Origin of the sequence: Paraburkholderia ultramafica, from assembly GCF_902859915.1 — a bacterium.
In the GTDB taxonomy this organism is placed as follows: Bacteria; Pseudomonadota; Gammaproteobacteria; order Burkholderiales; family Burkholderiaceae; genus Paraburkholderia; species Paraburkholderia ultramafica.
In genome coordinates, this window is record NZ_CADIKK010000008.1 from 53,045 (window position 1) to 79,386 (window position 26,342).

Below are 26,342 nucleotides of genomic sequence, written 5' to 3' on the forward strand. Positions count from 1 at the left end.
CATGACGGATCAAGCCGCTGCGCAAGCAGCGGCGATGGAGTGGTAAACATGAGCTACACCGAATCGATCGGCAGCCGCACGTATCGCTTCGCCGATCTGAAAACGCTGATGGCGAAGGCCAGTCCGCAACGTTCGGGCGACCAGCTTGCGGGCGTCGCGGCGGCAAGCGAAGAAGAACGCGTCGCGGCCAAGATGGCGCTCGCGCAGCTGCCGTTGCGCACCTTCCTCAACGAAGCGCTGATCCCCTACGAGAGCGACGAGGTCACGCGTCTCGTGATCGACGATCATTCGCCGCAGGCGTTCGCCGAGATCGCGCATCTGACGGTCGGCGATTTCCGCAACTGGCTGCTGAGCAACACGACCGATGCCGACGCGCTCACGCGCATCACCGCCGGCCTCACGCCGGAGATGGTCGCGGCGGTGTCCAAGCTGATGCGCAACCAGGATCTGATCGCAGCGGCGCGTAAACGTCCGGTGATTACGCGCTTTCGCAATACGGTCGGTTTACCGGGCCACATGTCGGTACGTCTGCAACCTAATCATCCGACCGACGACGTCAAAGGCATCGCCGCATCGATGCTCGACGGCCTGATGTACGGCTGCGGCGACGCGATGATCGGCATCAACCCGGCCAGCGATAATCTCGCCGCGATCACGAAGCTCTTGCTGATGATCGACGAGTTCCGCCAGCGCTATCAGGTGCCGACGCAATCGTGCGTGCTGACCCACGTCACCAGCACGATCGCCGCAATCGAAAAAGGTGCGCCGGTCGACTTGGTGTTTCAATCGATCGCGGGCACGGAGAAAGCGAACGCGGGCTTCGGCATTTCGCTCGCGCTGCTGCAGGAAGCGTATGAAGCGGGACTGTCGCTGCAACGCGGCACGGTCGGCAATAATCTGATGTACTTCGAAACCGGCCAGGGCAGCGCGTTATCGGCTGACGCGCATTTCGGCGTCGATCAACAGACGTGCGAAGTGCGTGCCTATGCGGTGGCGCGCAAGTTCAATCCGTTTCTGGTGAACACCGTGGTGGGCTTCATCGGCCCGGAGTATCTGTACGACGGCAAGCAGATCACGCGCGCCGGTCTCGAAGATCATTTCTGCGGCAAGCTGCTCGGTGTGCCGATGGGTTGCGACATCTGCTATACGAACCATGCCGAAGCCGATCAGGACGACATGGACAACCTGCTGACGTTGCTCGGCGTAGCGGGCATCAATTTCATCATGGGCATTCCGGGCGCGGATGACGTGATGCTCAACTATCAAAGCACGTCGTTCCACGACGCGCTTTATGTGCGCGACGTGCTCGGTTTACGGCGAGCGCCGGAATTCGAAGAGTGGCTGGAGTCGATGCAGATCACCGACGCGCGCGGTGCGTTGCTGAGCGCATCGGCACAGCAACCGTTGCTGGAAGGCGCGCGCGACTGGATGGGCATCGCATGAGTGACTTCCTCGAAAAGAATCCGTGGAACGCGCTGCGCCAGTTTACCAATGCGCGCATTGCGTTGGGCCGCGCGGGCAGCAGCTTGCCGACCGCGCCGTTGCTCGCGTTCAACCTGTCGCATGCGCAGGCGCGCGACGCGGTGCATCATCCGCTCGATACCGATGTATTGCATGAGCAGTTGCACGCGCAAGGCTTCGAGTCACTGGATGTGCATAGCGCCGCGCCCGATCGCGAGCATTACTTGCGGCGTCCCGATCTTGGCAGGCGCTTATCGGAGGAGAGTCGCGCGGCGCTCGCGCAGATTTCGGCCGAGCCGAGCGATGTCGTGTTCGTGATCGGCGATGGTCTTTCCGCGTTCGCCGCATCGAAGCAATCGATTTCGCTGCTGCAAGCTGTCCGCCCCAAAATAGCGGACTGGAAAATTGGTCCTGTGGTAGTCGCGCGTCAGGCACGGGTCGCGCTCGGCGATGAGATCGGCGAGTTGCTCAACGCGAAGATCGTCGTGATGTTGATCGGCGAGCGGCCAGGTTTGAGCTCGCCTGATAGCCTCGGCATCTACCTGACATACGCGCCAAAAGTGGGTTGCAGCGACGCGCAGCGCAACTGCATTTCGAACGTGCGTCCTGAAGGACTCGACTATCCGTTGGCCGCGCACAAGTTGCACTACCTGCTGACGCATGCGCGGCGCCTGGGTCTCACCGGCGTCGGCCTGAAAGACGATAGCGACGCGCTGCTGGCAAGCGCGCCAGCAACACCCGCCATCAGCGACGATTCAAATACAGCCGCAACGTAGTCGATCAAACATGAACGATCACGCGTCGCCCCGTTCCACCGGATGCGTTTCCAGCCACGCATTCTCGTCGTCTTCGAAAAGCCGGGAACGCGTCAAAAACCGCAAGCCGCTAGGACGCTCCAAAGAAAACATCCCGCCATTTCCCGGCACCAGGTCGATGATCAACTGCGTGTGCTGCCAGTATTCGAATTGCGATTCGCTCATGTAGAACGGCACGCCGGCGATCGTCCCGAGTTTCACATCGGACGAGCCGACCATGAACTCGTTCCGGGGAAACATCATCGGCGCGCTGCCGTCGCAGCATCCGCCGGATTGATGGAACAGCACGCCCCCGTGTTCGGCGCGCAACTTGTCGATCAACTCGACTGCGGCAGGCGTCGCGATCACGCGGGCGACTTTCTTTTCATCGGCCATCACATGTCCTCGCTGAAAAAGAGCGAGCCGCGCAATGCGGCCCGCTTGAACAGGATCGTGAGCGCTAGCAGGAGGCTTAGAAGAAACCGAGCGGCTTCTCGCTATAGCTGACGAGCAGGTTCTTGGTCTGCTGATAGTGATCGAGCATCATCTTGTGATTCTCACGGCCGATGCCCGATTGCTTGTAGCCGCCGAACGCAGCATGCGCCGGATATGCGTGATAGCAGTTGGTCCACACACGTCCCGCCTGGATTTGCCGGCCGAAGCGATACGCGCGGGTGCCGTCGCGTGTCCATACGCCGGCGCCCAAGCCGTAGAGCGTATCGTTGGCGATTTCGAGCGCTTCCTCTTCGGTTTTGAACGTCGTGACCGATACCACCGGCCCGAAAATTTCTTCCTGAAAGATGCGCATCTTGTTGTGGCCACGGAACACGGTCGGCTTCACGTAATAGCCCTTGCTCAGCTCACCGCCAAGCAGGTTGCGTTCCCCGCCGATCAGACATTCGGCGCCTTCCTGTTTGCCGAGATTGACATACGAGAGGATTTTTTCGAGCTGTTCCTGCGAGGCCTGCGCGCCGATCATCGTCTTGCTGTCCAGCGGATGCCCTTGCGCAATCGCGGCGACGCGCTTCAACGCACGTTCCATGAAGCGGTCGTAAATCTTCTCGTCGATCAGCACGCGCGACGGACACGTGCACACTTCGCCCTGATTCAGCGCGAACATCGTGAAGCCTTCGAGCGCCTTGTCGAAGTAACTGTCGTCCGCATTCATCACGTCGGCGAAGAAGATGTTCGGGCTCTTGCCGCCGAGTTCGAGCGTCACCGGAATGATGTTCTGGCTCGCGTACTGCATGATCAGACGGCCGGTCGTGGTCTCGCCGGTAAACGCGATCTTGGCGATGCGCTTGTTCGACGCGAGCGGCTTGCCGGCTTCCAGGCCGAAACCGTTCACCACGTTCAGCACGCCCGCGGGCAGCAGGTCTTGAATCAGTTCGACCAGCACGAGGATCGAAGCGGGTGTTTGCTCAGCCGGCTTCAGCACGACGCAGTTGCCGGCGGCGAGCGCGGGTGCGAGCTTCCACACCGCCATCAGGATCGGGAAATTCCACGGGATGATCTGGCCGACCACGCCGAGCGGTTCATGAAAGTGATAAGCGACGGTATCGTCGTCGATCTCGGAGATCGAGCCTTCCTGCGCGCGCACGGCGCCGGCGAAATAACGAAAGTGATCGATCGCGAGCGGAATGTCGGCGGCCATGGTTTCGCGCAACGGCTTGCCGTTGTCGATCGTCTCGGCGACCGCGAGGCGTTGCAGGTTCGCTTCCATCCGGTCGGCGATACGGTTCAGGATGTTCGCGCGATCGGTGGTCGAGGTTTTGCCCCATGCCACTTTCGCGCGATGCGCGGCGTCGAGCGCGAGTTCGATATCGGCTTCGCGCGAGCGCGGGATCGACGTGAAGGGCTCGCCGGTAATCGGCGACACGTTGTCGAAGTACTCTCCGCCCACGGGCTTCACCCATTCCCCGCCGATAAAATTCGCATACTGCTTCTTGTACGGGAATTCGGTGGTCAGAAACTGCATCTCTGCGTGATTCATCTGTGTGCTCCTCACATGTTTGAATGGGCTATATCAGGCGCGATATTTCGCTCGGCCGTGACAGCCTGGAGCCAGAAGTGTGCCAATGCACCGCGCAGGGGATCCGTGCACGCACAGCAAGCACCGGCGCGTGGCATCATGCGTCACGCTGCTTTAGCCGCGGCGCTGGAGCGTTTCGTTTCTGATCAATGTGTGCAGCACTGTTCATGAATTGAACAGGGGCTTTGCGCATGCCGATGCCATGCGGGTGAGAAAGGCGGCGAATGCGTTCGGCATGGGAATTGCCTTGCTATTCTCCTCAATCTTCCGTTTGCGCAGATCCGGTATGACGATCGATACCCGAGACGACAGCCTGACCAGTCCGACGCTCACGCCGCAGCCGAACTTCTGCGTGCAGACCCACGTCGCTCATGACGCCGACGAACAGGCGCGCAATCTCCATGGCTGGAACCAGACCTACGACCAGTTGACCGCCGGCTGCTTTGTCGGCGGACTGACGGAGTTGTGCGTCGATCATATGCAGGTGTTTGTCGAGACGACCAGCCACACGCTGCGGCAAACCTGCGAAGTGCGAGAGGACGCGTACTGGTTCGGCATTCCGACTTGCCCCGCCGGCTCGGGACGCATCGACACGCAGGTGATTGCGGGCGATGCGCTTGCGTTCCGTCCGGGCGGCGTCGAATTCGAATTGCTGACCTCGGCGGGTTATGAGATTTTCGGCGTGGTGGTGAAGGGCGACGTGCTGCGCCGGTACGCAGCGGAAGTGGAGCGCATCGATCTGGCCGATCATGTGCCGAACACGGAGGTCGTGCCGGTCGGCATGGCGCGCAAGGAGCGCCTGTGCGCGTCGCTGCGTCAGTTGCTCGACGACGGTGCGGCAAGCGGCGCGCCGTTGTCTTCGTTCGCGCGCAGCAATCTGCAGGCGTCGGTGCTGGCGTCGCTGTTCGACGTCGGCGCGTTGCCAGCTTCGGAGCCGGTTGCGATGCCGGCGCGGCCGCGTCGTCAGTCGATCGTGGCGGAAGCGCGCGAGTACGTGCTGGCCAACCGTGAGCGCGCGGTGAGCGTGCCGGAGTTGTGCGAGCGCCTCCATGTGAGCCGGCGCACGCTGCAATACTGCTTTCAGGATGTGCTCGGCATGGCGCCCGCTATGTATCTGCGCGCGATTCGCCTGAATGGCGCACGGCGCGATCTTTCGAATGCGTCGCGCGAATCACGCTCGGTGCAGGATGTCGCGGCGGCGTGGGGCTTCTGGCATTTGAGCCAGTTCGCGACCGATTACCGGAAGCTGTTCGGCATGCGGCCTTCGGAGACGTTGAAGGCGGCGGTGGGTGGGGGTGTGCGCTCGCTTTCACACTAGGCAGGCAAGCGGCATGCGAGCAGCAACCCGGTAGCCATCCCGCTGCACGCAGTTGCTACGCTCCGTCCGCGCGGAAAACGCACACCGACCATCCGCGCCGACTCACTTGCGCAACAGGCGCAAGCCATTGCCCACCACCAGCAGGCTCGCACCGACATCGGCGAATACCGCCATCCACATTGTGCCGAGGCTCATCAAGGTCAGCACGAGAAACACGCTCTTGATGCCAAGCGCCAACGCGATGTTCTGCACCAGCACCGCATGCGTCGCCTTCGACAAGCGGATAAACAACGGGATCTTGCGCAGGTCATCGTCCATCAGCGCGACGTCGGCGGTTTCGATTGCGGTGTCGGTGCCCATCGCACCCATCGCGAAGCCGATGTCGGCGCGCGCCAACGCGGGCGCGTCGTTGATGCCGTCGCCGACCATGCCGACGGTCGCGCCGTCCGTCGACCATTGCGCGACCGCGCTCAGCTTGTCTTCCGGCAGCAGGTCGCCGCGCGCTTCGTCGATACCGACCTGCTGCGCGATCGCCGACGCGGTGTGCCGGTTGTCGCCAGTGAGCATCGCAGTGGCGACGCCGAGGTGGCGCAGTTCGGCGATGGCGGCGCGGCTCGTTTCCTTCACCGTATCGGCGATGGCGAATAGCGCCAGCACGCGTTCGGCGTCCAGTAGCATCACGACGGTTTTGCCTTGCCCTTCGAGCGTGTCGAGGCGCGCTTCGAGCGACGCCGAACAGCGGCCAAGCTCTTCGACCAGCCGATGATTGCCGAGCCAAAACGGCCAGCCGTCGATATCGCCACGTACGCCGCGTCCGCCGAGCGCCTCGAACGCATCGACCGTGACGTGCGCGATGCCGTCGTTTTTCGCCGCCGCCGCAATGGCCATCGACACCGGATGATCGGAGCGTCCCGCGAGACTCGCCGCGAGTATCCGGCAACGGATGGCATCGGCGTGAGCGTCGGCGTCAGCGGAGGAGGTCAGCATCTCGAACTCTGTCTGCACCGGTTTGCCGTGAGTGATCGTGCCGGTCTTGTCGAGCGCGAGCCGGCGCAGCTTGCGGCCCTGCTCGAGGTAGGTGCCGCCTTTGATCAGAATGCCCTTGCGCGCAGCGGCCGCGAGCCCACTGACGATCGTCACCGGCGTCGAGATCACGAGCGCGCAGGGACACGCGATCACCAGCATCACCAGCGCCTTGTAGACCCACTCGTGCCACGGCCCGCCGAACAGCAACGGCGGCACGACCGCGACGGCGAGCGCTATCGCGAACACGATCGGCGTGTACACCCGCGCGAACTGGTCGACGAAGCGTTGCGTCGGCGCCTTGGTGCCTTGCGCTTCTTCGACAGCGTGGATGATCCGCGCGAGTGTCGTGTTGCTGGCCGCGGCCGTGACGCGATAGTCGAACGAGCCCGCCTGGTTGATCGTGCCGGCGAATACGGCGTCACCCATGGCCTTGTCGGTTGGCAGGCTCTCGCCGGTGATCGGCGCCTGATCCACGCTCGAGCGACCGGCGACGATCACGCCGTCGAGCGCGATCCGTTCGCCCGGCTTCACGCGCACCACCGCGCCGAGCGGGATCGCTTTGAGGTCGGTCAGGCGCCAGCCGCCGTCGGGCTGCTGCACGCTCGCCTGTTCCGGCGTGAGCTGCATCAAGCCCTGAATCGCATTGCGGGCACGGTCGAGCGACTTCGCTTCGATCAATTCGGCGATCGTGAAGAGCACCATCACCATCGCGGCTTCCGGCCACTGGCGCAGGATCAGCGCGCCAGTCACGGCAATGCTCATCAGTGCGTTGATGTTCAGATTGCCGTTGCGGATCGCGAGCCAGCCCTTCCTGTACGTTGTGAGGCCGCAGGAGGCGATCGCGAGGATCGCCAGACCTGCAGCCAGCCAGAACGGTGCGCCGAACCAGCCAGCGGCCTCTGAGCCCGCCGCGGCGACGCCGGCGAGCGCGAGCGGCCACCACGGCTTGGGCGGCGCGTGAGGGATGGCCGTGGGCGCGGCGTCCGAGCCGGCGTTGGCGTCCGCCAGTTCGGGCGTGAAGTCGAGCGAACGGAGCGCGGCGAGGATCGAGTCGAGGGCGTCCGGCGCGTGTACGACGGTCAGCACGCGCTGCATCAGGTTGAAGTCCATGCTGCGCACGTCCGGCATGCGGCTGAGTTTCTTGCGGATCAGCGCTTCTTCGGTCGGGCAGTCCATCTGCATGATGCGGATGACGGTGCGCATGCCGTTGCCGATGGCTTCGGATGGCGGCAGGGGGATCGGCACGGAGAGGGTGGCCGTGGCTGCGCAACAGCTCGCGGTTGTGTGGCTATGCGCGCACTCATGCCCCTGAGCATGCCCCTCATGCCCATGCACACAGGCTTCGCCCGGTCCGTGGCGGTCTGCTTCGAGTTCGCTGGCGTGACGCATTGGTGGCTTCCTGGTTCGATTTGTGGTCTAGTAAACACCTTGAAGCGACTACAAGGTCAAGACCGCTATCCGGAGGGTCCATGAAAATCGGCGAATTGGCGAAAATCGCCCATTGCACGACCGAAACCATCCGTTTCTACGAAAAAGAGGGCCTGTTGCCCGAAGCGGAGCGCACCGAGGCCAATTACCGCAGTTACACGGCGAAGCATGTTGAACGTCTGCGCTTCATCCGTAATTGCCGCGCGCTCGACATGACCCACGACGAAATCCGCGCATTGCTGCGTCTGACGGACGCGCCGGCGAACGACTGCGGCGGTATCAATACGCTGATCGACGAGCACATCGCGCACGTCGACACGCGCATCGACGAACTGAAGCAACTGAAAGTGCAATTGACCACGTTGCGCGAGCAATGCCACGGCGACCATGTCGTCGAAGACTGCGGCATCGTGCACGGTCTGACCGAAATGGATGTGAGCGCGCCGCGTGCGCGGCATACGCATCTGGGTTGACGCGCGCCGTCCGTAGAACGGCAGCAGTGACCCATTCATGGCCGGGGCATTCGTACAGCCCGGCCAATAAACCATCGAATCCAGTTGGAGAATCAACGTGTTTACCTGTAGAAATCAGTCCTGCGAAGCGCAGTGGGAGCAATCGGACGTCGTCATCAAGAACGAAGGACAGGGACTCCTGTTCCGTTGCCCGATGTGCGGCGCGCGCAATTACGTCGAGCGTTTCGACGCGGACGATGGCTCGGTGCTCTACGAGCAGATCGAAGGCCGCCCCGCCCCTGGCCCCATGGCCGATTAGTCCCCAGCCTTCAGCCTGACTTCAGCCAACAGCGAGCCATCACCCCATGAACAGTCCCACCACCGCCGGCGCGCCGTTTAGCGAGTTGCCGCTAGCGCCCGCGACCCTCGCGAACCTGACGCAGCTCGGCTACGCCGAGATGACGCCGATTCAGGCCGCGAGCCTGCCGATCGCACTCGCCGGCCACGACCTGATCGCCCAGGCGAAAACCGGCAGCGGCAAGACCGCGGCGTTTTCGCTGGCGCTGCTGGCGCGTCTCGACGCGCGCAACTTCGCCGTGCAGGCGATGGTGCTGTGCCCGACGCGCGAACTCGCCGACCAGGTCACGCAGGAAATCCGCCGCCTCGCGCGCGCGGAAGAAAACATCAAGGTGCTGACGCTGTGCGGCGGCACGCCGATGCGTCCGCAAACGGCGAGCCTCGAACACGGTGCGCACATCGTGGTCGGCACGCCGGGCCGCATCATGGATCACCTCGAGCGCGGCAGCTTGCCATTGCAGTCGCTCAACACGCTGGTGCTCGACGAAGCCGACCGCATGCTCGACATGGGTTTCTTCGACGACATCGCGACCGTCGTGCAGCAATGCCCGAAAGAACGGCAAACGCTGCTGTTCTCGGCGACGTACCCCGAGGGCATCGTCAAGCTGAGCCAGCAGTTCCTGCGCAATCCGAAGGAAGTGAAACTCGCCGAGCGGCACGACAACACCAAGATTCGTCAGCGTTTCTATGAAGTGACCGAAGATGGCCGGCTGCATGCCGTGGGTCTGCTGCTGAACCACTATCGTCCGGTCAGCACGCTGGCGTTCTGCAACACCAGGCAGCAATGCCGCGATCTGCTCGACGTGCTGCGCGCGCAAGGTTTTCATGCGCTCGCGCTGCATGGCGAACTCGATCAGCGTGAGCGCGATCAGGTGCTGATCCAGTTCGCCAACCGCAGTTGCTCGGTGCTGGTCGCCACAGATGTCGCCGCGCGCGGCCTCGACATCGCGCAACTCGAGGCGGTGATCAACGTCGACGTGACGCCGGACCCGGAAGTACACGTGCACCGTATCGGCCGCACGGGCCGCGCCGATCAGGAAGGCTGGGCGCTGAGTCTCGCGAGCATGAACGAGATGGGCCGCGTCGGCAGTCTCGAACAGGCGCAGAAGCGCGAAGTCGAATGGCACAAGCTGTCCGAACTCACGGCGGCGAGCAATGAACGACTGTTGCCGCCGATGGAGACGCTGCAGATTCTCGGCGGCCGCAAGGAAAAGATCCGTCCCGGCGACGTGGTCGGCGCGCTGACCGGCGAGGCGGGTTTCGCCGGCTCGCAGATCGGCAAGATCAACGTGACCGAAATGTCGACCTATGTGGCGGTGGAGCGCAGCGTCGCGCGTGACGCGCTGCGCAAGCTCAGCGCCGGCAAGGTGAAGGGCAAGAAGGTCAAAGTCCGTTTGATGGACGAAGCCTGATAGTTGGAGAAGGACGGCTGCGCTCGCGGCCGTCCTTCCGCGCATCACATTACGACATACCTCTGCTGTTTTCCTGGTTCTTCGTGCGGCCCGGTTTCTTCCCTGAAAGCCCTGTTCCGACTGGCCTCACCCACGGCGGCGCGTCTTGGCGCGAGCCATGACGTAAACGCATGCCGCGCATGACAAAGTTTCGATTGTGACGGTTCTTTGGCTGATGCCTAATCACCAGACCGGAAGGACCGCCGCGCCGTCGGCCGTTCGTGAATCCGCTGCCGGATGGAGAAAGGGAGAAAGCCTTATGCAGAGCGCCATGCAAGCCCGCTCGAAACTGCCTGACGTAGGCACGACGATTTTTACCGTGATCGGTCAACTGGCTGCGCAACACGATGCGCTGAACCTGTCGCAAGGCGCGCCGAATTTCGCGCCGGACGCGAAACTGGTCGACGGTGTCGCTCAAGCGATGCGCGCCGGCCACAACCAGTACGCGCCGATGGCCGGCATCGCCGCGTTGCGCGAAGCGCTCGCCGACAAGGTCGAAACGCTGTATGGCGTGCGCTATGACCCGGCCAGCGAAGTGACCGTGATCGCCAGCGCGAGCGAAGGGCTGTATTCGACGATCAGCGCTTTGGTGCACCCCGGCGATGAAGTGATCTACTTCGAGCCTTCGTTCGACAGCTACGGTCCGATCGTCCGGCTGCAAGGCGCAACGCCGGTGGCGATCAAATTGTCGTTGAGCGATTTCCGCGTGGACTGGGACGAGGTCGCCGCCGCGATCACGCCGAAGACCCGCATGATCATCATCAATACCCCGCACAACCCGACCGCGACCGTGTTCAGCGAGGCTGACATCGCGCGGTTAAAGGCCATCACGCGCAACACCGACATCGTGATTCTCTCCGACGAGGTCTACGAACATGTGGTGTTCGACGGCGCGAAACATCAGAGCATGGCGTGCCACTCTGAACTCGCGGAGCGCAGCGTGATCGTGTCGTCGTTCGGCAAGTCGTATCACGTGACCGGCTGGCGCGTCGGCTATTGCCTCGCGCCTGCTGCGCTGATGGACGAGGTTCGCAAGGTCCATCAGTTCATGGTGTTTTCCGCCGATACCCCGATGCAGTACGCGTTCGCCGACGCATTGGCCAATCGCGAAAGCTATCTCGGCCTGTCCGCTTTCTATCAGAAGAAGCGCGATCTGCTCGCCCGTGCACTGCGTGAATCGCGCTTCGACTTGTTGCCGAGCGAAGGCAGCTTCTTTATGCTCGCGCGTTTTCGCGGCTTCTCCGACGAAAGCGACAGCGATTTCGTGCTGCGCCTGATTCGCGATGCGCGCGTCGCGACGATTCCGTTGTCGGCGTTTTATACCGACGGCACGGATTCCGGCTTGATCCGCCTGAGCTTCTCGAAGGACGACGCGACGCTGCTCGAAGGCGCGCGGCGTTTGTGCGAGATCTGATCGGGCATGCGCACGCGGCCCACCATGGCTATGTTTTGAACGCAGTATGATCGTCGCGCGGTCTCGCATCAGCGTGTTGCAGCGCGGGCGTTACGACAAAATCGAAGGGAAGGGATCTGTTATGAAGTTGCTCAAGCCTCTATTGGCGTTGGCCTGTGCATTCGCGTCGCTCGCGGCTGCGTCTGCGGCGAATGCCGCCGATACCGCGACGCTGCGTTTCGGCGTCGAAGCGCAGTATCCGCCGTTCGAATCGAAAGGCCCGAATGGTGAGCTGCAAGGTCTCGACATCGACGTCGGCAATGCCGTTTGCGTTGCCGCGCACATGACGTGCAAATGGGTCGAGACCTCGTTTGACGGACTGATTCCCGCGCTGCAGGGCCGCAAGTTCGATGCGATCAATTCGGCGATGAACGCGACCGAACAACGTCGTCAGGCGATCGATTTCACCACGGTCGTGTATCGGGTGCCGACGCAATTAATCGCGCGGCGGGACAGCGGTCTGCTGCCGACGCCCGCTTCGTTGAAGGGCAAGCGTGTGGGCGTGTTGCAGGCGTCGATTCAGGAAACCTTCGCGAAGACGCATTGGGAACCGGCAGGTGTGACCGTCGTGCCGTATCAGGATCAGAACCAGGTTTATACGGATCTGGTGGCGGGGCGTCTCGACGCGACGCTCGTGCTGGCGCCCGCGGGACAAACGGGCTTTCTGTCGAAGCCCAACGGCAAGGACTACGCGTTCGTCGGCCAGCCGGTGCGTGACGACAAGATTCTCGGCAGCGGCATCGCGTACGGGATTCGCAAGGGCGATACGGCGCTGCGCGATCAGTTGAATGCGGCGATCGCGAAGGTGAAGGCCGACGGGACGGTGAAGACGCTGGCCGCGAAGTATCTCGGCAATATCGATGCGACTGCGAAGTAAGTCATCCCGTTGCACATCCGGGTGCGCCGCGCTGCTGAAGTCCTCCGCAAGTCGGCTTGTTGACGGTGCGTTTGGCGGCTACGATACGTAGGCTTCGCTGTGGCGGGCGAGGTCGACGCAAGAACCGGAGAGCGCGCAGATGAGCGAGATGACCGACGCGGCAATACATGCGAAGTGCGCTTCTGCGCCGAAGTTCTGGCGCAGCGACGCGTTGCCGTTCATCGAGGCGCGCTCGATCGACGACGGCCGTGAGGTCTGCTACGCCAAACACTCGCACGAAACGTTCTCGATCGGCGCCGTTACCGGTGGTCGCAGCGTGTATGTGAATCGCCGCGCGAGTGAGTGGATCGGCGCAGGCGCGGTCGTGATGACGAATCCAGACGATGTGCATGCGTGCAATCCGATCGCCGATGAACGCTGGTCGTATCGCATGCTGCATGTCGACGTTGCCTGGCTCACGGGGCTGCAACACGAACTGGGCTTCGGCGAGAACCACGCGTTTCGCGCGTTCGCGCAGACCATGACGCTGGACCCGGCGTTGTTCGACGGATTGAACCGGCTGTGCGCGATTCTGGTCGACGACCACACAGAAACGCTGCGCAAGGAAAGCGCGGCGATCACGTTCTTCTCCGAAGTACAACGGAAGCTGAATCCGGCGTCCTTGCCGGATCACGGCGCGAGCCGTCAACTGACGCGGGCGGCGGAGTTCATCGCTGAAAACTGCACGCGTTCGCTGAAACTCGAAGACGTTTGCAAGGCGGCGGAGCTGTCGGCGTCGTATCTGATCCGCGCTTTCAAGCAGCGCTACGGGATGACCCCGCACGCTTACCTGATCAACCGACGCATTCAGTACAGTCGCGCGCAACTCAGACGCGGCCGTCTGATCGCGGACGTCGCGCTCGACGCCGGTTTCGCCGACCAGGCGCATTTGCAGCGGACCTTCAAGCGGCTGGTCGCGGCGACGCCGGGGCAGTATCGCAGTTGACCTGGCGGCTGCGCTGATCAGAGCCGTCCGCGTGCCGCATCAAGTCACTCGTCACTCCATCAGCAGATACAGCGCGCTGGCCGCGAGCAGCGCCGCCGCGATGGGGTGGGATGTATTGAAGGAAATTGCTGCGGGTGTTTGCGTGATCTTCGAGACGCGGCAAGCGTTGCTTCTGAAGAATCCCTTCCCGTGTCAAAAGCGAACTAATTCTGCAATTCAAGCTGGAGTGCGGATTGCTCGACTGATTCAGCTCTGCGATCGCGCTTTGAGCGATTCTTGGTTTTGCGTACCTTTTCTTTCTTGAGGTCGGCTTCTTCGAAATGGCTATCAATGCCAAGGCGACGCAAGCCGATCTTTACGTACGTCTCGTTAATGTCGATGCCGATCGCCTGTCTTCCAAGCTTTTTAGCGACTGCACAGGTAGAAAACGAACCTGAGAACGGGTCGAGAACGACGTCGCCTGCGTTGGAAGATGCTCTAATCACTCGATCTAGCAACGCCTCCGGCTTTTGTGACGGATGATTCTCGTATTCATCCATTTTGAACCGCACCCGTGCAAAGTCCCATACGTTGCCTGGCACCTTCTTCGTGTTGTACGGCTGGGGAGGATTTTTGCGGTAGTCGATGAGCCCGCGCTTCGCTCCCGTTTTTGCTTCCACCAGGACGTCGTCTGCGTTGAAGGTATAACACTTCTTGTCGAGCACCATGTGCAAGATCGGCTCGTACAGTGATCCGAAGAACCGCTTGGCCTGCACGCCCGAGCTGTCGTACCCCCAAACGATGCGCGACAGAATCGAAAAGTGCTGGCGGCAAAATAGATCGAAGCGAGGCATGTTCTGCGTCGAGTTCATGACGTAAAACGAGCCAGTTGGTTTCAGAACGCGCTTACATTCAACCAGCCATTTCCAGCACCATTCGAAATACTCCTCTTCTTCGCGCAGGTCGCTCACGCCGTCGAAGTCTTTGCCGATGTTGTAAGGCGGATCGGCGAAAATCAGGTCCACGGTCGCTGTTTTAATCTGCGCCAGCCCGTCGAGAACGTCGGCGTGAATCAAGGAATGGACATCGGCACGGAAAAGCTTCTTCGCGGATTCGAGGCTCTGTGCGTCGTAGAAGATGTCGCCGGTCATAGTGAACTTCAGGAGTTGAACGGTCGTGCTCGCGCAGGGACAGCCTGACTTGCTGGCGATTTTACCGTGAAGGCGGCTGCGGGTAGCGGCGATCGGTATCGTCGATGCGCTGCCCTTGACCTCCATGTCGGCGGGGCGATCGCGGTCGATTCTGTGTCCAGCTTTAGAACCTGAACGGCACTGACGCCTGAAGATGCCCTAACCGAACCGGCGCCATCGTTACATCGAAAAGGATGCTTACAGGTTCAGATTCATGCCATTCTCGACGGTCTTGAATCGAAGAATTGCGCGCTCGCCGGTGGGGCATCGATACTCATCGTTCCTGGCAACGTAGATGAAGTCGCGTTTGGTAAAGAGCCCTTTCTTCCTTGACGCCGAGGTGAGTGGTTTCGGGACATACGTGGTGATCCCGGCCAGTTCACAGGCACGGATGTCCAGACCACTGAAGTAGCCGCGGTCAGCCAGCACCTTCAGCTTTCGCTTGAAGGCTGCGGCCCGCAACGGCCTGAAGCTGCGGCAGAACTACAACCGCGAGGCGCCGCGTCTCGCGCTGCAGATTGGCCGCTACGCTCACGCGAAGCAGTACAGGCGCATGAAGAAGGCATTGCGTACACTGCGTTCGCGCGTTGGACGGGTGATGCGCGATGTGGAGCGAGAGGTCCGGAAGCTGCGGCTTCTTTGCGTCTTCGTTCTCGCTGCCTTGTTCAACCGCAGCGTTGCCGCGGTCCCATCGCCGTAACGCCGGTGGTCGGCAAAGCGAATTGTTCAGGACGGACTCAATACCGCGACGGTGCGCCCGGACCTGTTGCCGATGCTGGCGCATCCCTTCAACGAATCGGACCGCCAGCGCCCGGCATTGCGCCTTGACAACAATTGACGGATTTTCAGACCTTTCTGGTTTGAATCGAGACAGCCTGCGGAGTAAAAGCCTTGAAGGGCTAAATTAGCCCCGCATCGCGGCCTTCTCCAACTTTGCGGTCCTGATGCACCGGGCCGCGCCCCTCAACACAGTCCGCATGAAGCCGTGCCTGGCGCGGAGATCATGCAAGGAGTTGTCACCGCGTGATTATCAGCCCTCCGCTTCTCCCACAATTGGACCCGGCAAAGCTCGATCCCGCACGCCCCGATCCGATGATGGATGCCGTTGACCAGTTCGAACTCACACACGGTATGTATCCGGTTGCCTTCGACCGGCGCTGGCATTGCGGGCTGCACCTGTCGCCTGATTTTCATGGTCCGGTCTATGCGATTGCGGACGGTGAGGTGGTGGCGTACCGGGTTTGCCAGCATGCCATGGATTCTGGTCGCGGCAATGCGGGTTTTGTGCCGCTCAGGCACACAGCCGAGACCGGCGAGGGGCGGACGCTGACGTTTTACTCGCTCTACATGCATCTGCTGCCGCTGGCGGAGTACCACACGTTTGGTTACGACGGGACGCAGTTGGCCGACTTCCTGCGCATGCCTTCCGGGGACGCTCCCAAAGGTGCGGTAACGCCTGCGGTTTCGGGGGGCAAAAATCTGAGGGTGAGGCGCAAGAGCATCCTCGGCTTTCTCGGACGCTATGAGGACCGACCGCACCTGCACTTTGAAATCTTCATGACGCAGGGGGACTTCAATGCCTGGTTCGGGCATACGCAGCTTGGCAACACCGCGCCCGCAACTCCCGACGGGCCGGAGTGGTGGGGACACGCCTGTTTCACCATTCCGGCAGCCTGCGATTTTCACCAACTGCCGCCGGCAACCGGTAACGACAACAAGCTGCACGGAGTTGAATTTGAGCCAGGGCAGGAGGGCCGGAATGCCCTGCCGCTGCACGTCGAAACGTATTTCAGCAATGGCACGAAGTACACCAACGTCTGGAGTGAGGCGGCGGATGGTACCCACACGCTGCTACGGGTGTGTTTTCCTCTTCGCTCGGGAAGTCTAGATTTGATGACTGTGTGGCGAAAGCCCGCGCTGACGGGTATCAGTAAGAAACATCTCCCGCAGTGCTGGGGCGTTAGCACTTAGCCACTGCTCCCGGTTGTCAGCGATCTACCCGCCGATGTCGAGCGGCTGAAAGTGGCCGGGTCCAGTCCGATGCTGAACCGACGATGGGGCCCGGCCTCGATCGGCTGCATCGGGCAGAAGTCGACCCGTTGCTGCCGGTCGATCAGTCGGAGTTGCAAGGGCAGGTATCTGTGTGGAACGGTCATCCCGTACCGCCACTCGATTTCTTTTACTTTACTTATCGCCGCCTCGCAAATAGACCGACGGACGCTCTTTCTGTCTTTCTGGCTGCTCACGGTCGTTGGGCAGCAACAGTCTTAAGATGGGGATATTCGCTGCACCAAAAATCACGCAGAGGTAGGTCGCGGGAAGGGCACGATATTCTGATTGAGGCGGAAGAGGTTGGCCGGATCGCAACGTGCTTTCAGACGCGCAAGCCTTTCATATTTGAGAGCGCCATATGCACTTGGAGCGATGGCCGTATCTCCCTGTTCGTTGACGTAATTGGCCTGTATGGACTGGTCCGATATCCTTGTGGCGGCAGCCCGCCCCCATGCTATGCACCGTTCGTCGTCCGCCGGATCGTCCCACACTGGCTCGACAATCCAATAATATGCCGCTTGTCTCCCGGAATAGGCGGTCGCATCCTCTGGCACGTCTGCGACCGCGCCTCCGAGTTGCAACACGTAAATCTCCGAATCTGGCGTGGGAGCCGCATCAACCTCCCGGAGCATCGTATCGATCGCATTGTTCGTGATACTCCGCCAGAAACCGCCTTTGGCGTAGTACCGCCGGGACCAGGCGAAGTGGTCATCGTTGCAGCTTTGTAGCTGGACGAACGGCAGGTGCGCGATGTTTCCCTGTCCTGCCTGCGCGAGCCGGCCAAACGGCCCGAGCATTTGCTCCGTGTGAGCGATATCGCCCACCCAGACCGCCGTCACGCTCAAACCCGATGACGTCAGGGTGAATGCGACGGAGAATTCGCGCGGCCGAGATCGAGCCAACTCGTCGAGGGTGCCGATCGCCTCCTTAGCGTGTCTGACCGGATAGTTCCATTGGCCGACCATGACCGGCCCCAATGGGCAAAGCTTGAAACGGAAGCGGGTGACGATGCCGAAATTTCCACCACCCCCGCGTAACCCCCAAAATAACTCTGGGTCTGAATGGATATCGATCCAGTTCACTGCTCCGTCCGCGGTTACGATTTCAACTCCCGCGAGGTAATCAATCGTCAGCCCATATGCGCGGCTGAGCCGGCCCATGCCGCCACCCAGGGTCAGCCCGGCAACACCGGTGTGGGAGATTACGCCCGCCGGCACCACATTGCCTCTGGGAACGACCGCCTGATCGAGATCGCCCAACAGGGCTCCGCCGCCAACGTCTACCGTCCCGGCCTTTTCATCCATAACGACCGAATTGAGCCGTGATAGATCAAGCACGAGACCATCGTCACAGGTGGATAGGCCCGGTATGCTATGCCCGCCTCCTCGCACTGCCAGGAGGGCATTGCTCTGGGCTGCCGACTCGATGCCCCTTCGAACATCATCGACGCTCTCCGCCTGCAATATGGCGGCGGGCCTGCGGTCGGCAAGCCCATTCCACACTCGCCGCGCATCGTCGTAGTCTGGATGGTCCCGACCGATCACCGGTCCTCGACATCCAGACGAAACGAGGTTACTGAGCAACCTTTCATGCATGGCGTCGAAAGCTCCTTTAAATTTCTCGTTCCATGAAGATGGTGATCGGGCGCAAGATCGGCATCGCCGAACGGAAGGTGTTGCCTCTCTTAAAGCCTGAGGCATCGTAAAGGGCGATGGCCTCCTTCATGAACGTCACCGTCTCCAAACGCGCGTTGCGTACCCGCCATTTCGTATGGCGTCCAAGCAAGCAGTCATCAGGCCCCGCGCAACGCCTCTGCTCCGCGCCTCAGCGGCGGGCATACATTTTCTGTAGTTCCGCAATACCGTCATCTGATTTCGCGTGGCCGGCACACCCGACAATACTTGCATCCATCCGCGCCAGGAAGTAGCCCGCTCCTTGTTGGCTAAACTTTTTAATCAGGACTTCGGATGTGAACCCATAGATATATTCGATCAGTTCATTGTCGGGCGGGCTTTGAGCACTTGGTCAATTACACTTCCGCTGCTTGCCAATTCGACTCTGTCGTTAAAATGCGCTGCCCTAATTTCGGCCTTAACGCCCGGCGGTATTCGATCGTACGTCTGAGGCTGCGCCAGGGTATTCAGGGAGCGACATGGCAGTTGATTTGACGATCAACAGAATAGGTGACTTACCGAATAATTTCGAACTCAAACTCGGCATTGTGTATGGGATCGCACATTTGCATGGAGCGTAACTGCGATGCCAACCATTTCGCGAATATAGAAATGCCTTTGGTAAGCACTGGTGTTTGAGAAGACGACGCTCCCAGAATCGGCTCACATAGTTCGATGGCCGAACGCGGAAATTCATCGAGGAGGGGATGCGCAACGCATCGCCCTGATCGGCAAACTTCCGCAGCCGACCCCAAACGGTCATCAGACATTCTCCGAAGCGGCCGTTCTAAAGTGGGTCAATTCACGCCATTGTCATCCGATATTGCTTGAATGCCCGTCGCCAATAAAGGGGAGCAATCCTGCTCCTTTTTATTTATCTCAGGGGAAAGCAATGAAGAAAGCGTTGATAGCATTGTCCGCAGCCTGCCTGCTGTGCGCGCCTGCCGCCGAGGCACAGACTTCGCGCACCAGCTGGGTAGCGACGCAGATCTACGACTACAACCATCCCTTTGCAGCCACGGACAGTACCGACCTGGCAACCAAGATGGCGACCATGGCGGGCGACGCTTTCTCTTTCTTCCGTGGCACCGACCATATTTTTTACCAGGACATGTTGACGCTTCCGCCGTCGAGCTACACGACCACGCAAACCGGCTACACGTGGCTTGGCGGTGACGCCCACATCGGCAACTTCGGCGCATGGAAGGACAGCGCTGGCGACAACGTGTTCACCGTCAATGATTTTGACGAGGGCTATCTCGGCCAGTATGTGTGGGATCTGCGCCGGCTGGCCACCAGCATGGTCCTCGCGGGGCGCGCCAACGGCATCGCCGACAGCGACATCACGACCGCCATCAAGACCATGGTGGGAGCCTATGTCAGTGAAATGGACTCTTTCAAGGGAACCAGCGCGGAGCTCAGCTTTCAGCTCAAGAATGGCAACACGTCCGGCGCCGTGCAGACGACGATCAGCAACTCCAGCAACGATACCCGCTCGGATCTGCTGACCAAGTACACGCAGGTGACAAACGGTGTGCGTACTTTCCAGAACATCGCGAACACGTTGGTGCCGGTAAACAGCACGACCTACAGCAACATCGCCGCAGCGATGAGCAGCTATATCAGTTCCATCTCGTCATCGAAGCAGTACGCTGCAAGTTACTACCAGGTCAAGGATATCCACCAGAAGCTGGGCTCCGGCGTGGGCAGTCTTGGCAAACTGCGCTATTACATCCTGATCGAAGGCCCATCCGCTTCGACCTCGGACGATGTCATCCTCGAACTGAAGCAGGAAACCAGCAGCGCCGTAGCCGAAGCGAGCAGCAACGGGCAGACCTTGTCGTCCGCCGACAACGGCAACGACGCGAACCGCGTCGCCAAGACCAGCAAGGCCCAGACGCTGAACGCCGACGTGCTGGTGGGATACGCCACGATCAACGGCGTGAACTACTACTTCCACGAGAAGTCGCCGTATGCGGAAGGTTTCGACTATACGCAGTTGACCAGCGCCGGCAAACTCAATACGGCTGCGACCTACCTGGGCCAGGCGCTGGCATCGGCTCACGCCATTTCCGACCAGGACTACAACAGCGCCATCGTTTCGTACAGTATCGACAAGCAGGTCAGCGATGCTGTCACGAGCAAGAACGGACTGGAGTCGGAAATCTCGACCTTCGCCTTCAACTATGCGGCTCAGGTCAATCTGGACTGGCAGTCCTTCGTCAGCACTTACAACGCGGGCACGCCGCTGTACTGAACCGCCCCGGGTTTGGTGGAGGCGCCTACTCTGGAGACGATGCCGAGCATCCGGGCGTGCGTCCCGAGGACGTCTTCGTCAATCTGGTCGAGGTGCTGAAGGAGAACGGGTCGTTCGGCAACGGCATTGCGCAGTACGTGTAGCAGGCCGCGCGGCACCGGCGGCAAGTACCGTGCCGCGCACCGTTTGCCGAGCGCGGGGCGCCGTGTATAACATCGACGGACACACGTCCCCGCTCGTGGAGCGTCCATGCCTCGTGTCGTCGAAATCGTGCTGGCAGTCGAAGCGAAATCCGCCGACGAATGGACGCGCGAGCAGCGTACCGGCTCGCACGGCGCGAAGGGGCCAAGCGAGTGCAGGGCGACGCGCACCGGGACGGCATCGGCGGCGCGCTCGCCGATGCGCTGAACCGCGCAGAGCGGATCACGGCGCTGTCGAGCCGCGTGCCGGTGACTCAGCACATATTCGACCGCGACGGCGCGCTCGCCGCGCATGGCTGGCGTGTGACCATCGAAGTCGTGCCGGGGATTCGGCGGATCGTCGCATCGCGCCGCACGGATCATGTGCTGGGCGTCGCGATCCGCGACGCCGTGTGCAACGCGCCGCTCGCAGCCGGCTCGGAACTCGCGCAGTGCGCAGCGCTGCTGCACGATTTCGCGGAGACGCGCGTGCGCAAGCACTTCAAGCGCCTGATCGGCGCGCCCGCGCTGACGTCGCTCGATGCGGCGGCGCGTCATCGCCAGCGCATCGAGGTGAAGCGCCTGCGCTACGCGCTCGAATTCTTCGAGCCGATCACCTCGGAGAAGACGCGGCGTACGGTCGCGAAGACGCTCGTGCGCATCCAGGGCGCGCTGGGCGACGGCAGCGATGCGGCTACCGCATTGCGCTTCTTCGAGCGGCTCGACCTGACGCCCTATCAGCAAGGGTTCGCGCGCGGCTGGTGCGAGGCGGTCAATCGCTGCACGGCGCAAGAAGGCGAGCGGCTGCTGCGCACGCTCGGCACGCCGAAGATCAAGCGCGAGGCATGACGCTCGTCATATGACTGCCGGCGCGGCCACGTCCGGCAGCCGGCGCGTGGCGTTTCACGAGGGGTGCGGCGTTCCTATAATGGCCGCATCGACCCGACGATCCCGCGACCGATGAACGGCACACCGTCTTTCCCATCCAGGTCCGATGCAAGCGGCGAGCCGCTCGAGCTCCGCGGTTCAGTCTGGCTGCGTGCCGGCCGTGAAACGCTGGGCGGCGCCGCGCGCATCGCGCTGCTTGCGGCGATCCGCGAAACCGGCTCGATCACGGGCGCTGCGAAGGCGGTCGGCATGAGCTACAAGGCGGCGTGGGACGCGATCGACACCATGAACAACCTCGCCGGGCCGTGATACCGCAATTCAGCTCGCGTGGCAGTACTGCCGCGCAGGATGACGGCGCACCGCATCAACGTCGACACCGTCGAGCAGCAAGTGAAGCTGTTCGGTCGCGAGCTCGATCACGGCCTGTTGGCGGCGCGGCCAGATGAAGCGGTCCGCCTCGAGGCGTTTCAACATGAGCCAGAATCCGGCCCGGTCATAAAGCAGAAGCTTTACGCGATCGCGTTTCCGGTTGTGGAACGCGAAGACGGATCGCGCGAGCGGGTCAAGCTGTATCGACTGCTCGACCATCGTCACCAGCGTGTTCAGTCCGGCGCGGAAGTCGATCGGCTCACGATGCAGGTAGATCCGAAGATCGGCGTCGAAGCGGAACATCAGTGCGCCCCCCGCGCAGCAATCATCGCCGTCACGAGCGAACCGTCTTGCCCCGAGCATTCGAGTTCAACCATGACGCCGTTGGGCAGTGTCGCCGACAAACGCGCCGACGGCGCCGAGCACAGTGACGCACGAGATGCCTCGCGACGATCCGGGGCTAACGACGCAGCAGGCGCACGGGACAACACTGACGCCGTGTCGCCAACCGCAACGACCGGCACGAACGTTGACGGTGACGTTTCCGCACTGTCAGGCCCGGCGAGCGCAGCTTCGTTCGCCGGTGTGCGTGCGCAAATCCATTTGCGCAACTGGTTCGCGTTTACGCCGGCCTTGAGCGCCATGCCCGATACCGATACTCCAGGCCGCCGGCACGCCTCGATCAGTCGCCGCTTATCCTGAGGGTCAAACACCCGCCTGCCGCCCCGATCTATATGCGCTACCTTCAGCGGCAAAAAAGCCAAGTCATCTTCAGTCATGGTTGCGTCCGCAAGTTGTGGTTGCGGACGCAAGCGTGACGTCTTTCAATCCGTCGCGCTACGTGCGGAGAAATTCGCGCTTACGACGATCTCAACCTGGGTGTCCTTGTCGACGCTGCCAGCCCAGCTCGGAGTCGTATAAACGAAGAGCAGAAAAGGCAAGCTAAACGGAATCAGTGAAAGACGTTTCATACGCTGGGGGCTCTTCGATCGCAACTCTCATTCTCGAAATTTCAACACGCACTCCAAATCCACCGATTGACAAACGGACCCTTTACCGTCAATGACTTAGGAGCGCCGACGTAGGTCCACGCTGGGCAACAGCACATGGCGTCTGATCGCCGGTCTGCTCGCGTGCGGCAGTCCAGATGAGTTCGCGCAAGCTATTGGCGTGCCCCAAAAAGTGTCGCCCACTTCATCAGGACTCGCCGACATCGCCTCAGCATGGAGGGCAATGTTTGCCCTGTGTCAGCGCGAAGATTATAGGGCTCGCATGCGACGGCTACTCGTGGACCACCCTCATGCCACTCGATCTGAACTGCGCCGAATAAAGGGTAGCGGATACATGTCGCTTTACCGTCACGACAGCGACTAGCTCGAAGAAAATCTACCCAGTTTTGACGCTTGGAGGAAGCAATGAAGGCACTCGACGCACTCGGCTTGAAACGCGGAGTCATAAAGCCCCGCGTGGGACGCCCGTATTTGGATTTGCCTAGCAGCTTACGATCATGGGGCGAGAATCTGCCACTGTTCGTGTGGCAAACCCTGGTATTGCCAAAGTTCTACCTTTGTACCGGAGGCCGTCGAGCCACCCTCAACGTCGAGGCACGAACCCGGCGCGTGGGCGGGGCACAGTCGGTAGTACTGTCCGCCGGCCGAGATGACACGCCAGGTCTGATTGACACTGCCGTGGTAATCCCACAGCAGAACGTTTGTCCCATCCCCCGTGCCCGCCCCGCTCACATCCATCGCAAGGCCACTGCTCGCGGAGGTGACCTCATACTGTCCATTGCCCAAATTGACGAAGCTCCACAGTTGGCTTGTCGACCTCGTATAAGTCGTCTGTATCAGCAAAGTGCCATCTGCTTGCGTACCGGACGGTGCGAGCGCCAATCCGCTCGATCGAGATACGATTTGATATGTCCCGTCCGGAATCGGCCCGACGCCGCGTGCATCACCATGACCCTGGACTGAATAATTCGCGCCGACCGTATAGGAGCCGAAGTTGTCGATCTGCCACCAACTATTGGCGAGTGCGGTATTGCCGGAAAGCGTGCCGGTTCCGCTTCGGGTGACGATGCCTTCATTCGTGTTGCCGATGGCGGTATTGCCGACGATCGATCCAGTCGTGGACTCCATGTCGAGACCGTTCATCGACAGGCCGTTATAGTGCGCAGTGCCGGGCGCCGTCGAGCCGTTAAAGCTCAGATCGTTGTTCGAGACGGTGAGATTGGTCGGAGTTTGCTGCGCATGGATGCCAAGGCGATAATTACCGACGAATGTCGAGCTATCGACAGTGATGGTGTTGCTCCCTGGTCCATTGATATGCAAGCCATCACCCGCCCACGAGTTCAAGAACCGCGAGTTGGTGATTGTCACGTTCGTCGAACCCCACAGATAAGCATTGTGCCAAGCAAGGCCATCGTTGCCGTGCACCATGATGCCGTTATCGTGGAAGTATGAGCGGTCGATGGTCAGTCCATTGATGGACCCGGTTGCCAATCCTTCCGCCGTGTTCTTCACCTCGACATTCGAAATCTTCAGGTTGCTGGCGTCGACAAGCTCAAAACCCTTCGCGGCTTCGTTCAGGCCGCCGCCCGCTACGGAGTAAGCGTTGTTAGGATCAAATGCCGCCGACTTCGGGACCTGACCGTCAAGCACAAGGTTCGAGATGGTGATGTCGTGCAGAGTCTTCTGGCCATTCACGAGAATCAGATTCCACACATAGGGCGTCGATGGTCCCCGAATCACGGTCGCTGCACCTTGGCCCGTCAGCGTGATGTTGCTGCCCGGGATTTGAATCGAACTGGTCAAGGTCCAGACACCAGCGCCAAGCGTAACGGTGCCGCCGCCCGCTGCTGCTACCGATTGGAGTGCGCTCTGAATGCTCTGCCCAGGCTGAACCGTGACGTTCACAGCGTGCGCGCCCTGCATCAGCAACGAAGTGGAGAGACCCAAACACACCACTAAACCATTTGACCATCGTTTGCTTTTCATCGGGTTGCCCTGAAAAAAATCTAACGCACTGAAAGAGAAGCTCCGCCAGGCGGCGGCTCAAGTAGCCACAAGCGGAGCACGATTACGACCGTTCAGGGGGCAACGCTTCATGCCCGAGTTGCGGTCGCAACTGGACGGTTTATCGTCATCCGCGAACCGGACTTTAGCCCGACGCTCCTGGCACGTTGACCTTGCCCCCGTTCAAAAGAATCGGTTTCATCGTGCCGCATTCAAGTCGAAAGTCACCCACAGTTGCTTCGAAAGGGTCTTGCCCGCGAAACCGGGTGCCGGGTTCGGATACGCGGGGAAGTCCTCTTGGGGAAAAGGCCGACGGTCAGGCGACTCTTGCGAATCACGCGCCTTGCGAGACGAATTGGCCGACCAGCGGCGCTTCCCGCACAGCGGCTGCAGCATGGCGCTGTCAACGACAAATTTCTGATGTCTTACAAGCCTAAACAACAGACACTACACATCCTTGTCACAATTGGCCGCGGGCATGTGCTCATTGTGGCCTCACTGGATACAGATGCGGTTAAGGTCAACAGTCCGGCGATACACGGTCTTATTCAGCCAGGGGACAAATGTGTACTCGTCATACGCGTTGCTACCGATAAAAATCCAGTGATAAAGAACGTTTGACATGGCCATCTCTAAAAAAACCGTACCGCCCATGGAGCCATGGTAGGCGGATGGTCCAGAGAAGACCATTCTACGAACGGTTGCCGGACTCCTCCATGAGAATAGGGCTCTTATGCCCGTGTATATCATCGACGGGATGAAGCGAAACTAATCGCAAGACAACAAGACAGGGGCCCGCTGCCTGAGCGGCAGGTACTGGGGCTGAGCAGACCTCGGAACGTCCGAGCTTAGGCGCCGACCAAACTCCGTAGCTGGCCGGGTGCTGCCCGATGCGGTTGGCATACGTTGGCCGCGGTTGTGGGTCATGGTCGGCGGCCGCGCGTCAAAGGCCGCACCTCAAGCGTGAAGTGCCGACTTTATTTCGCGGCCGGCAAACCCATACTGAGTATGGCTCGCCACGCTACCGGGACGCTCCGGAGCGCGAATTGACGAATTTATAGTCGCAACGTTGACATCTTTAATGCGTTCTACGGCTGACCTCACCGT

20 protein-coding genes and 4 pseudogenes are annotated in these 26,342 nt (G+C 61.0%); 15 read left to right on the plus strand and 9 right to left on the minus strand.

Going from position 1 to position 26,342, the window contains the following annotated elements:
- The first annotated feature begins 48 nt into the window (after positions 1 to 48).
- Positions 49 to 1,443 (plus strand): ethanolamine ammonia-lyase subunit EutB, encoded by a 1,395-nt coding sequence (locus HV744_RS10500; RefSeq protein ID WP_175149442.1) that lies wholly within the window; start codon positions 49 to 51, stop codon positions 1,441 to 1,443.
- Complete coding sequence (eutC, locus tag HV744_RS10505; protein ID WP_175149443.1) at positions 1,440 to 2,237, plus strand: ethanolamine ammonia-lyase subunit EutC; 798 nt, start codon at positions 1,440 to 1,442, stop codon at positions 2,235 to 2,237. Before HV744_RS10500 ends, eutC begins: the two co-directional genes overlap by 4 nt.
- 18 nt (positions 2,238 to 2,255) lie before the next feature.
- Here the strand turns inward: eutC and HV744_RS10510 are convergent, their stop codons facing one another.
- Positions 2,256 to 2,651: a DUF779 domain-containing protein gene (locus HV744_RS10510; RefSeq protein ID WP_175149444.1), complete on the minus strand. Its 396-nt coding sequence runs from the start codon at positions 2,649 to 2,651 to the stop codon at positions 2,256 to 2,258.
- A 76-nt stretch (positions 2,652 to 2,727) separates the two neighbouring features.
- Positions 2,728 to 4,248: an aldehyde dehydrogenase gene (adh, locus tag HV744_RS10515; protein ID WP_175149445.1), complete on the minus strand. Its 1,521-nt coding sequence runs from the start codon at positions 4,246 to 4,248 to the stop codon at positions 2,728 to 2,730.
- Between the two features lie 325 nt (positions 4,249 to 4,573).
- Between adh and HV744_RS10520 the strand changes: the two genes are divergently transcribed.
- Positions 4,574 to 5,605, plus strand: coding sequence for a helix-turn-helix domain-containing protein (locus HV744_RS10520; protein ID WP_175149446.1), 1,032 nt, complete (start codon positions 4,574 to 4,576; stop codon positions 5,603 to 5,605).
- Positions 5,606 to 5,707: 102 nt separating this feature from the next.
- Here the strand turns inward: HV744_RS10520 and HV744_RS10525 are convergent, their stop codons facing one another.
- A complete protein-coding gene (locus tag HV744_RS10525) occupies positions 5,708 to 8,020 on the minus strand; it encodes a heavy metal translocating P-type ATPase (protein ID WP_175149447.1) in 2,313 nt (770 codons plus the stop codon).
- 80 nt (positions 8,021 to 8,100) lie between these two features.
- Here HV744_RS10525 and cadR point away from each other — a divergent pair, with 80 nt between their 5' ends.
- From cadR to HV744_RS10555, 6 genes are all read left to right on the plus strand, one after another.
- Positions 8,101 to 8,532, plus strand: a complete 432-nt coding sequence (gene cadR, locus HV744_RS10530; protein WP_175149448.1) for a Cd(II)/Pb(II)-responsive transcriptional regulator — start codon at positions 8,101 to 8,103, stop codon at positions 8,530 to 8,532.
- A 97-nt stretch (positions 8,533 to 8,629) separates the two neighbouring features.
- Entirely contained in the window at positions 8,630 to 8,830 is a 201-nt protein-coding gene (locus tag HV744_RS10535) for a hypothetical protein (RefSeq protein ID WP_175149449.1), read from the plus strand.
- Between the two features lie 46 nt (positions 8,831 to 8,876).
- A complete protein-coding gene (dbpA, locus tag HV744_RS10540) occupies positions 8,877 to 10,280 on the plus strand; it encodes an ATP-dependent RNA helicase DbpA (RefSeq protein ID WP_175149450.1) in 1,404 nt (467 codons plus the stop codon).
- A gap of 298 nt (positions 10,281 to 10,578) precedes the next feature.
- Complete coding sequence (locus HV744_RS10545) at positions 10,579 to 11,733, plus strand: pyridoxal phosphate-dependent aminotransferase (RefSeq protein ID WP_175149451.1); 1,155 nt, start codon at positions 10,579 to 10,581, stop codon at positions 11,731 to 11,733.
- A 121-nt stretch (positions 11,734 to 11,854) separates the two neighbouring features.
- Positions 11,855 to 12,649, plus strand: coding sequence for an ABC transporter substrate-binding protein (locus tag HV744_RS10550; RefSeq protein ID WP_175149452.1), 795 nt, complete (start codon positions 11,855 to 11,857; stop codon positions 12,647 to 12,649).
- Positions 12,650 to 12,788: 139 nt separating this feature from the next.
- Positions 12,789 to 13,634 (plus strand): AraC family transcriptional regulator, encoded by an 846-nt coding sequence (locus HV744_RS10555; protein WP_175149453.1) that lies wholly within the window; start codon positions 12,789 to 12,791, stop codon positions 13,632 to 13,634.
- Positions 13,635 to 13,837: 203 nt separating this feature from the next.
- On the opposite strand, the gene yhdJ is transcribed toward HV744_RS10555, so the two are convergent.
- A complete protein-coding gene (gene yhdJ / locus HV744_RS10560) occupies positions 13,838 to 14,890 on the minus strand; it encodes an adenine-specific DNA-methyltransferase (RefSeq protein WP_246278999.1) in 1,053 nt (350 codons plus the stop codon).
- Positions 14,891 to 15,004: 114 nt separating this feature from the next.
- A pseudogene (locus HV744_RS10565) lies at positions 15,005 to 15,241 on the minus strand (IS5/IS1182 family transposase); the annotation flags it as partial.
- Between the two features lie 4 nt (positions 15,242 to 15,245).
- Between HV744_RS10565 and HV744_RS10570 the strand changes: the two are divergent.
- Together HV744_RS10570 and HV744_RS10575 are read left to right on the plus strand one after the other, a co-directional pair.
- Positions 15,246 to 15,425: pseudogene (locus HV744_RS10570) on the plus strand (IS5/IS1182 family transposase); the annotation flags it as partial.
- A gap of 401 nt (positions 15,426 to 15,826) precedes the next feature.
- Positions 15,827 to 16,774 (plus strand): M23 family metallopeptidase, encoded by a 948-nt coding sequence (locus HV744_RS10575; RefSeq protein WP_175149454.1) that lies wholly within the window; start codon positions 15,827 to 15,829, stop codon positions 16,772 to 16,774.
- Positions 16,775 to 17,100: 326 nt separating this feature from the next.
- Here HV744_RS10575 and HV744_RS10580 read toward each other — a convergent pair whose 3' ends face one another.
- The gene (locus tag HV744_RS10580; protein WP_175149455.1) at positions 17,101 to 18,450 is read right to left on the minus strand and encodes an FAD-binding oxidoreductase; all 1,350 of its coding nucleotides are present in this window, start codon (positions 18,448 to 18,450) and stop codon (positions 17,101 to 17,103) included.
- A 709-nt stretch (positions 18,451 to 19,159) separates the two neighbouring features.
- Between HV744_RS10580 and HV744_RS10585 the strand changes: the two genes are divergently transcribed.
- The 4 genes and pseudogenes from HV744_RS10585 to HV744_RS10600 form a co-directional block, all read left to right on the plus strand.
- The gene (locus HV744_RS10585; RefSeq protein ID WP_246279000.1) at positions 19,160 to 20,785 is read left to right on the plus strand and encodes a DUF2252 domain-containing protein; all 1,626 of its coding nucleotides are present in this window, start codon (positions 19,160 to 19,162) and stop codon (positions 20,783 to 20,785) included.
- 41 nt (positions 20,786 to 20,826) lie between these two features.
- Positions 20,827 to 20,928, plus strand: a pseudogene (locus tag HV744_RS10590) (tautomerase family protein); the annotation flags it as partial.
- A 159-nt stretch (positions 20,929 to 21,087) separates the two neighbouring features.
- Positions 21,088 to 21,813: a CHAD domain-containing protein gene (locus HV744_RS10595; protein WP_175149456.1), complete on the plus strand. Its 726-nt coding sequence runs from the start codon at positions 21,088 to 21,090 to the stop codon at positions 21,811 to 21,813.
- Between the two features lie 111 nt (positions 21,814 to 21,924).
- Positions 21,925 to 22,155: pseudogene (locus HV744_RS10600) on the plus strand (winged helix-turn-helix domain-containing protein); the annotation flags it as partial.
- Between the two features lie 15 nt (positions 22,156 to 22,170).
- Here HV744_RS10600 and tnpB read toward each other — a convergent pair.
- From tnpB to HV744_RS10615, 3 genes are all read right to left on the minus strand, one after another.
- A complete protein-coding gene (gene tnpB / locus HV744_RS10605) occupies positions 22,171 to 22,584 on the minus strand; it encodes an IS66 family insertion sequence element accessory protein TnpB (RefSeq protein ID WP_425497683.1) in 414 nt (137 codons plus the stop codon).
- Positions 22,524 to 23,000, minus strand: a complete 477-nt coding sequence (gene tnpA, locus HV744_RS10610; RefSeq protein ID WP_175149574.1) for an IS66-like element accessory protein TnpA — start codon at positions 22,998 to 23,000, stop codon at positions 22,524 to 22,526. The genes tnpB and tnpA overlap by 61 nt, the downstream gene beginning before the upstream one ends.
- Before the next feature lie 726 nt (positions 23,001 to 23,726).
- Positions 23,727 to 25,217 (minus strand): RICIN domain-containing protein, encoded by a 1,491-nt coding sequence (locus HV744_RS10615; protein WP_175149458.1) that lies wholly within the window; start codon positions 25,215 to 25,217, stop codon positions 23,727 to 23,729.
- Positions 25,218 to 26,342 lie beyond the last annotated feature (1,125 nt).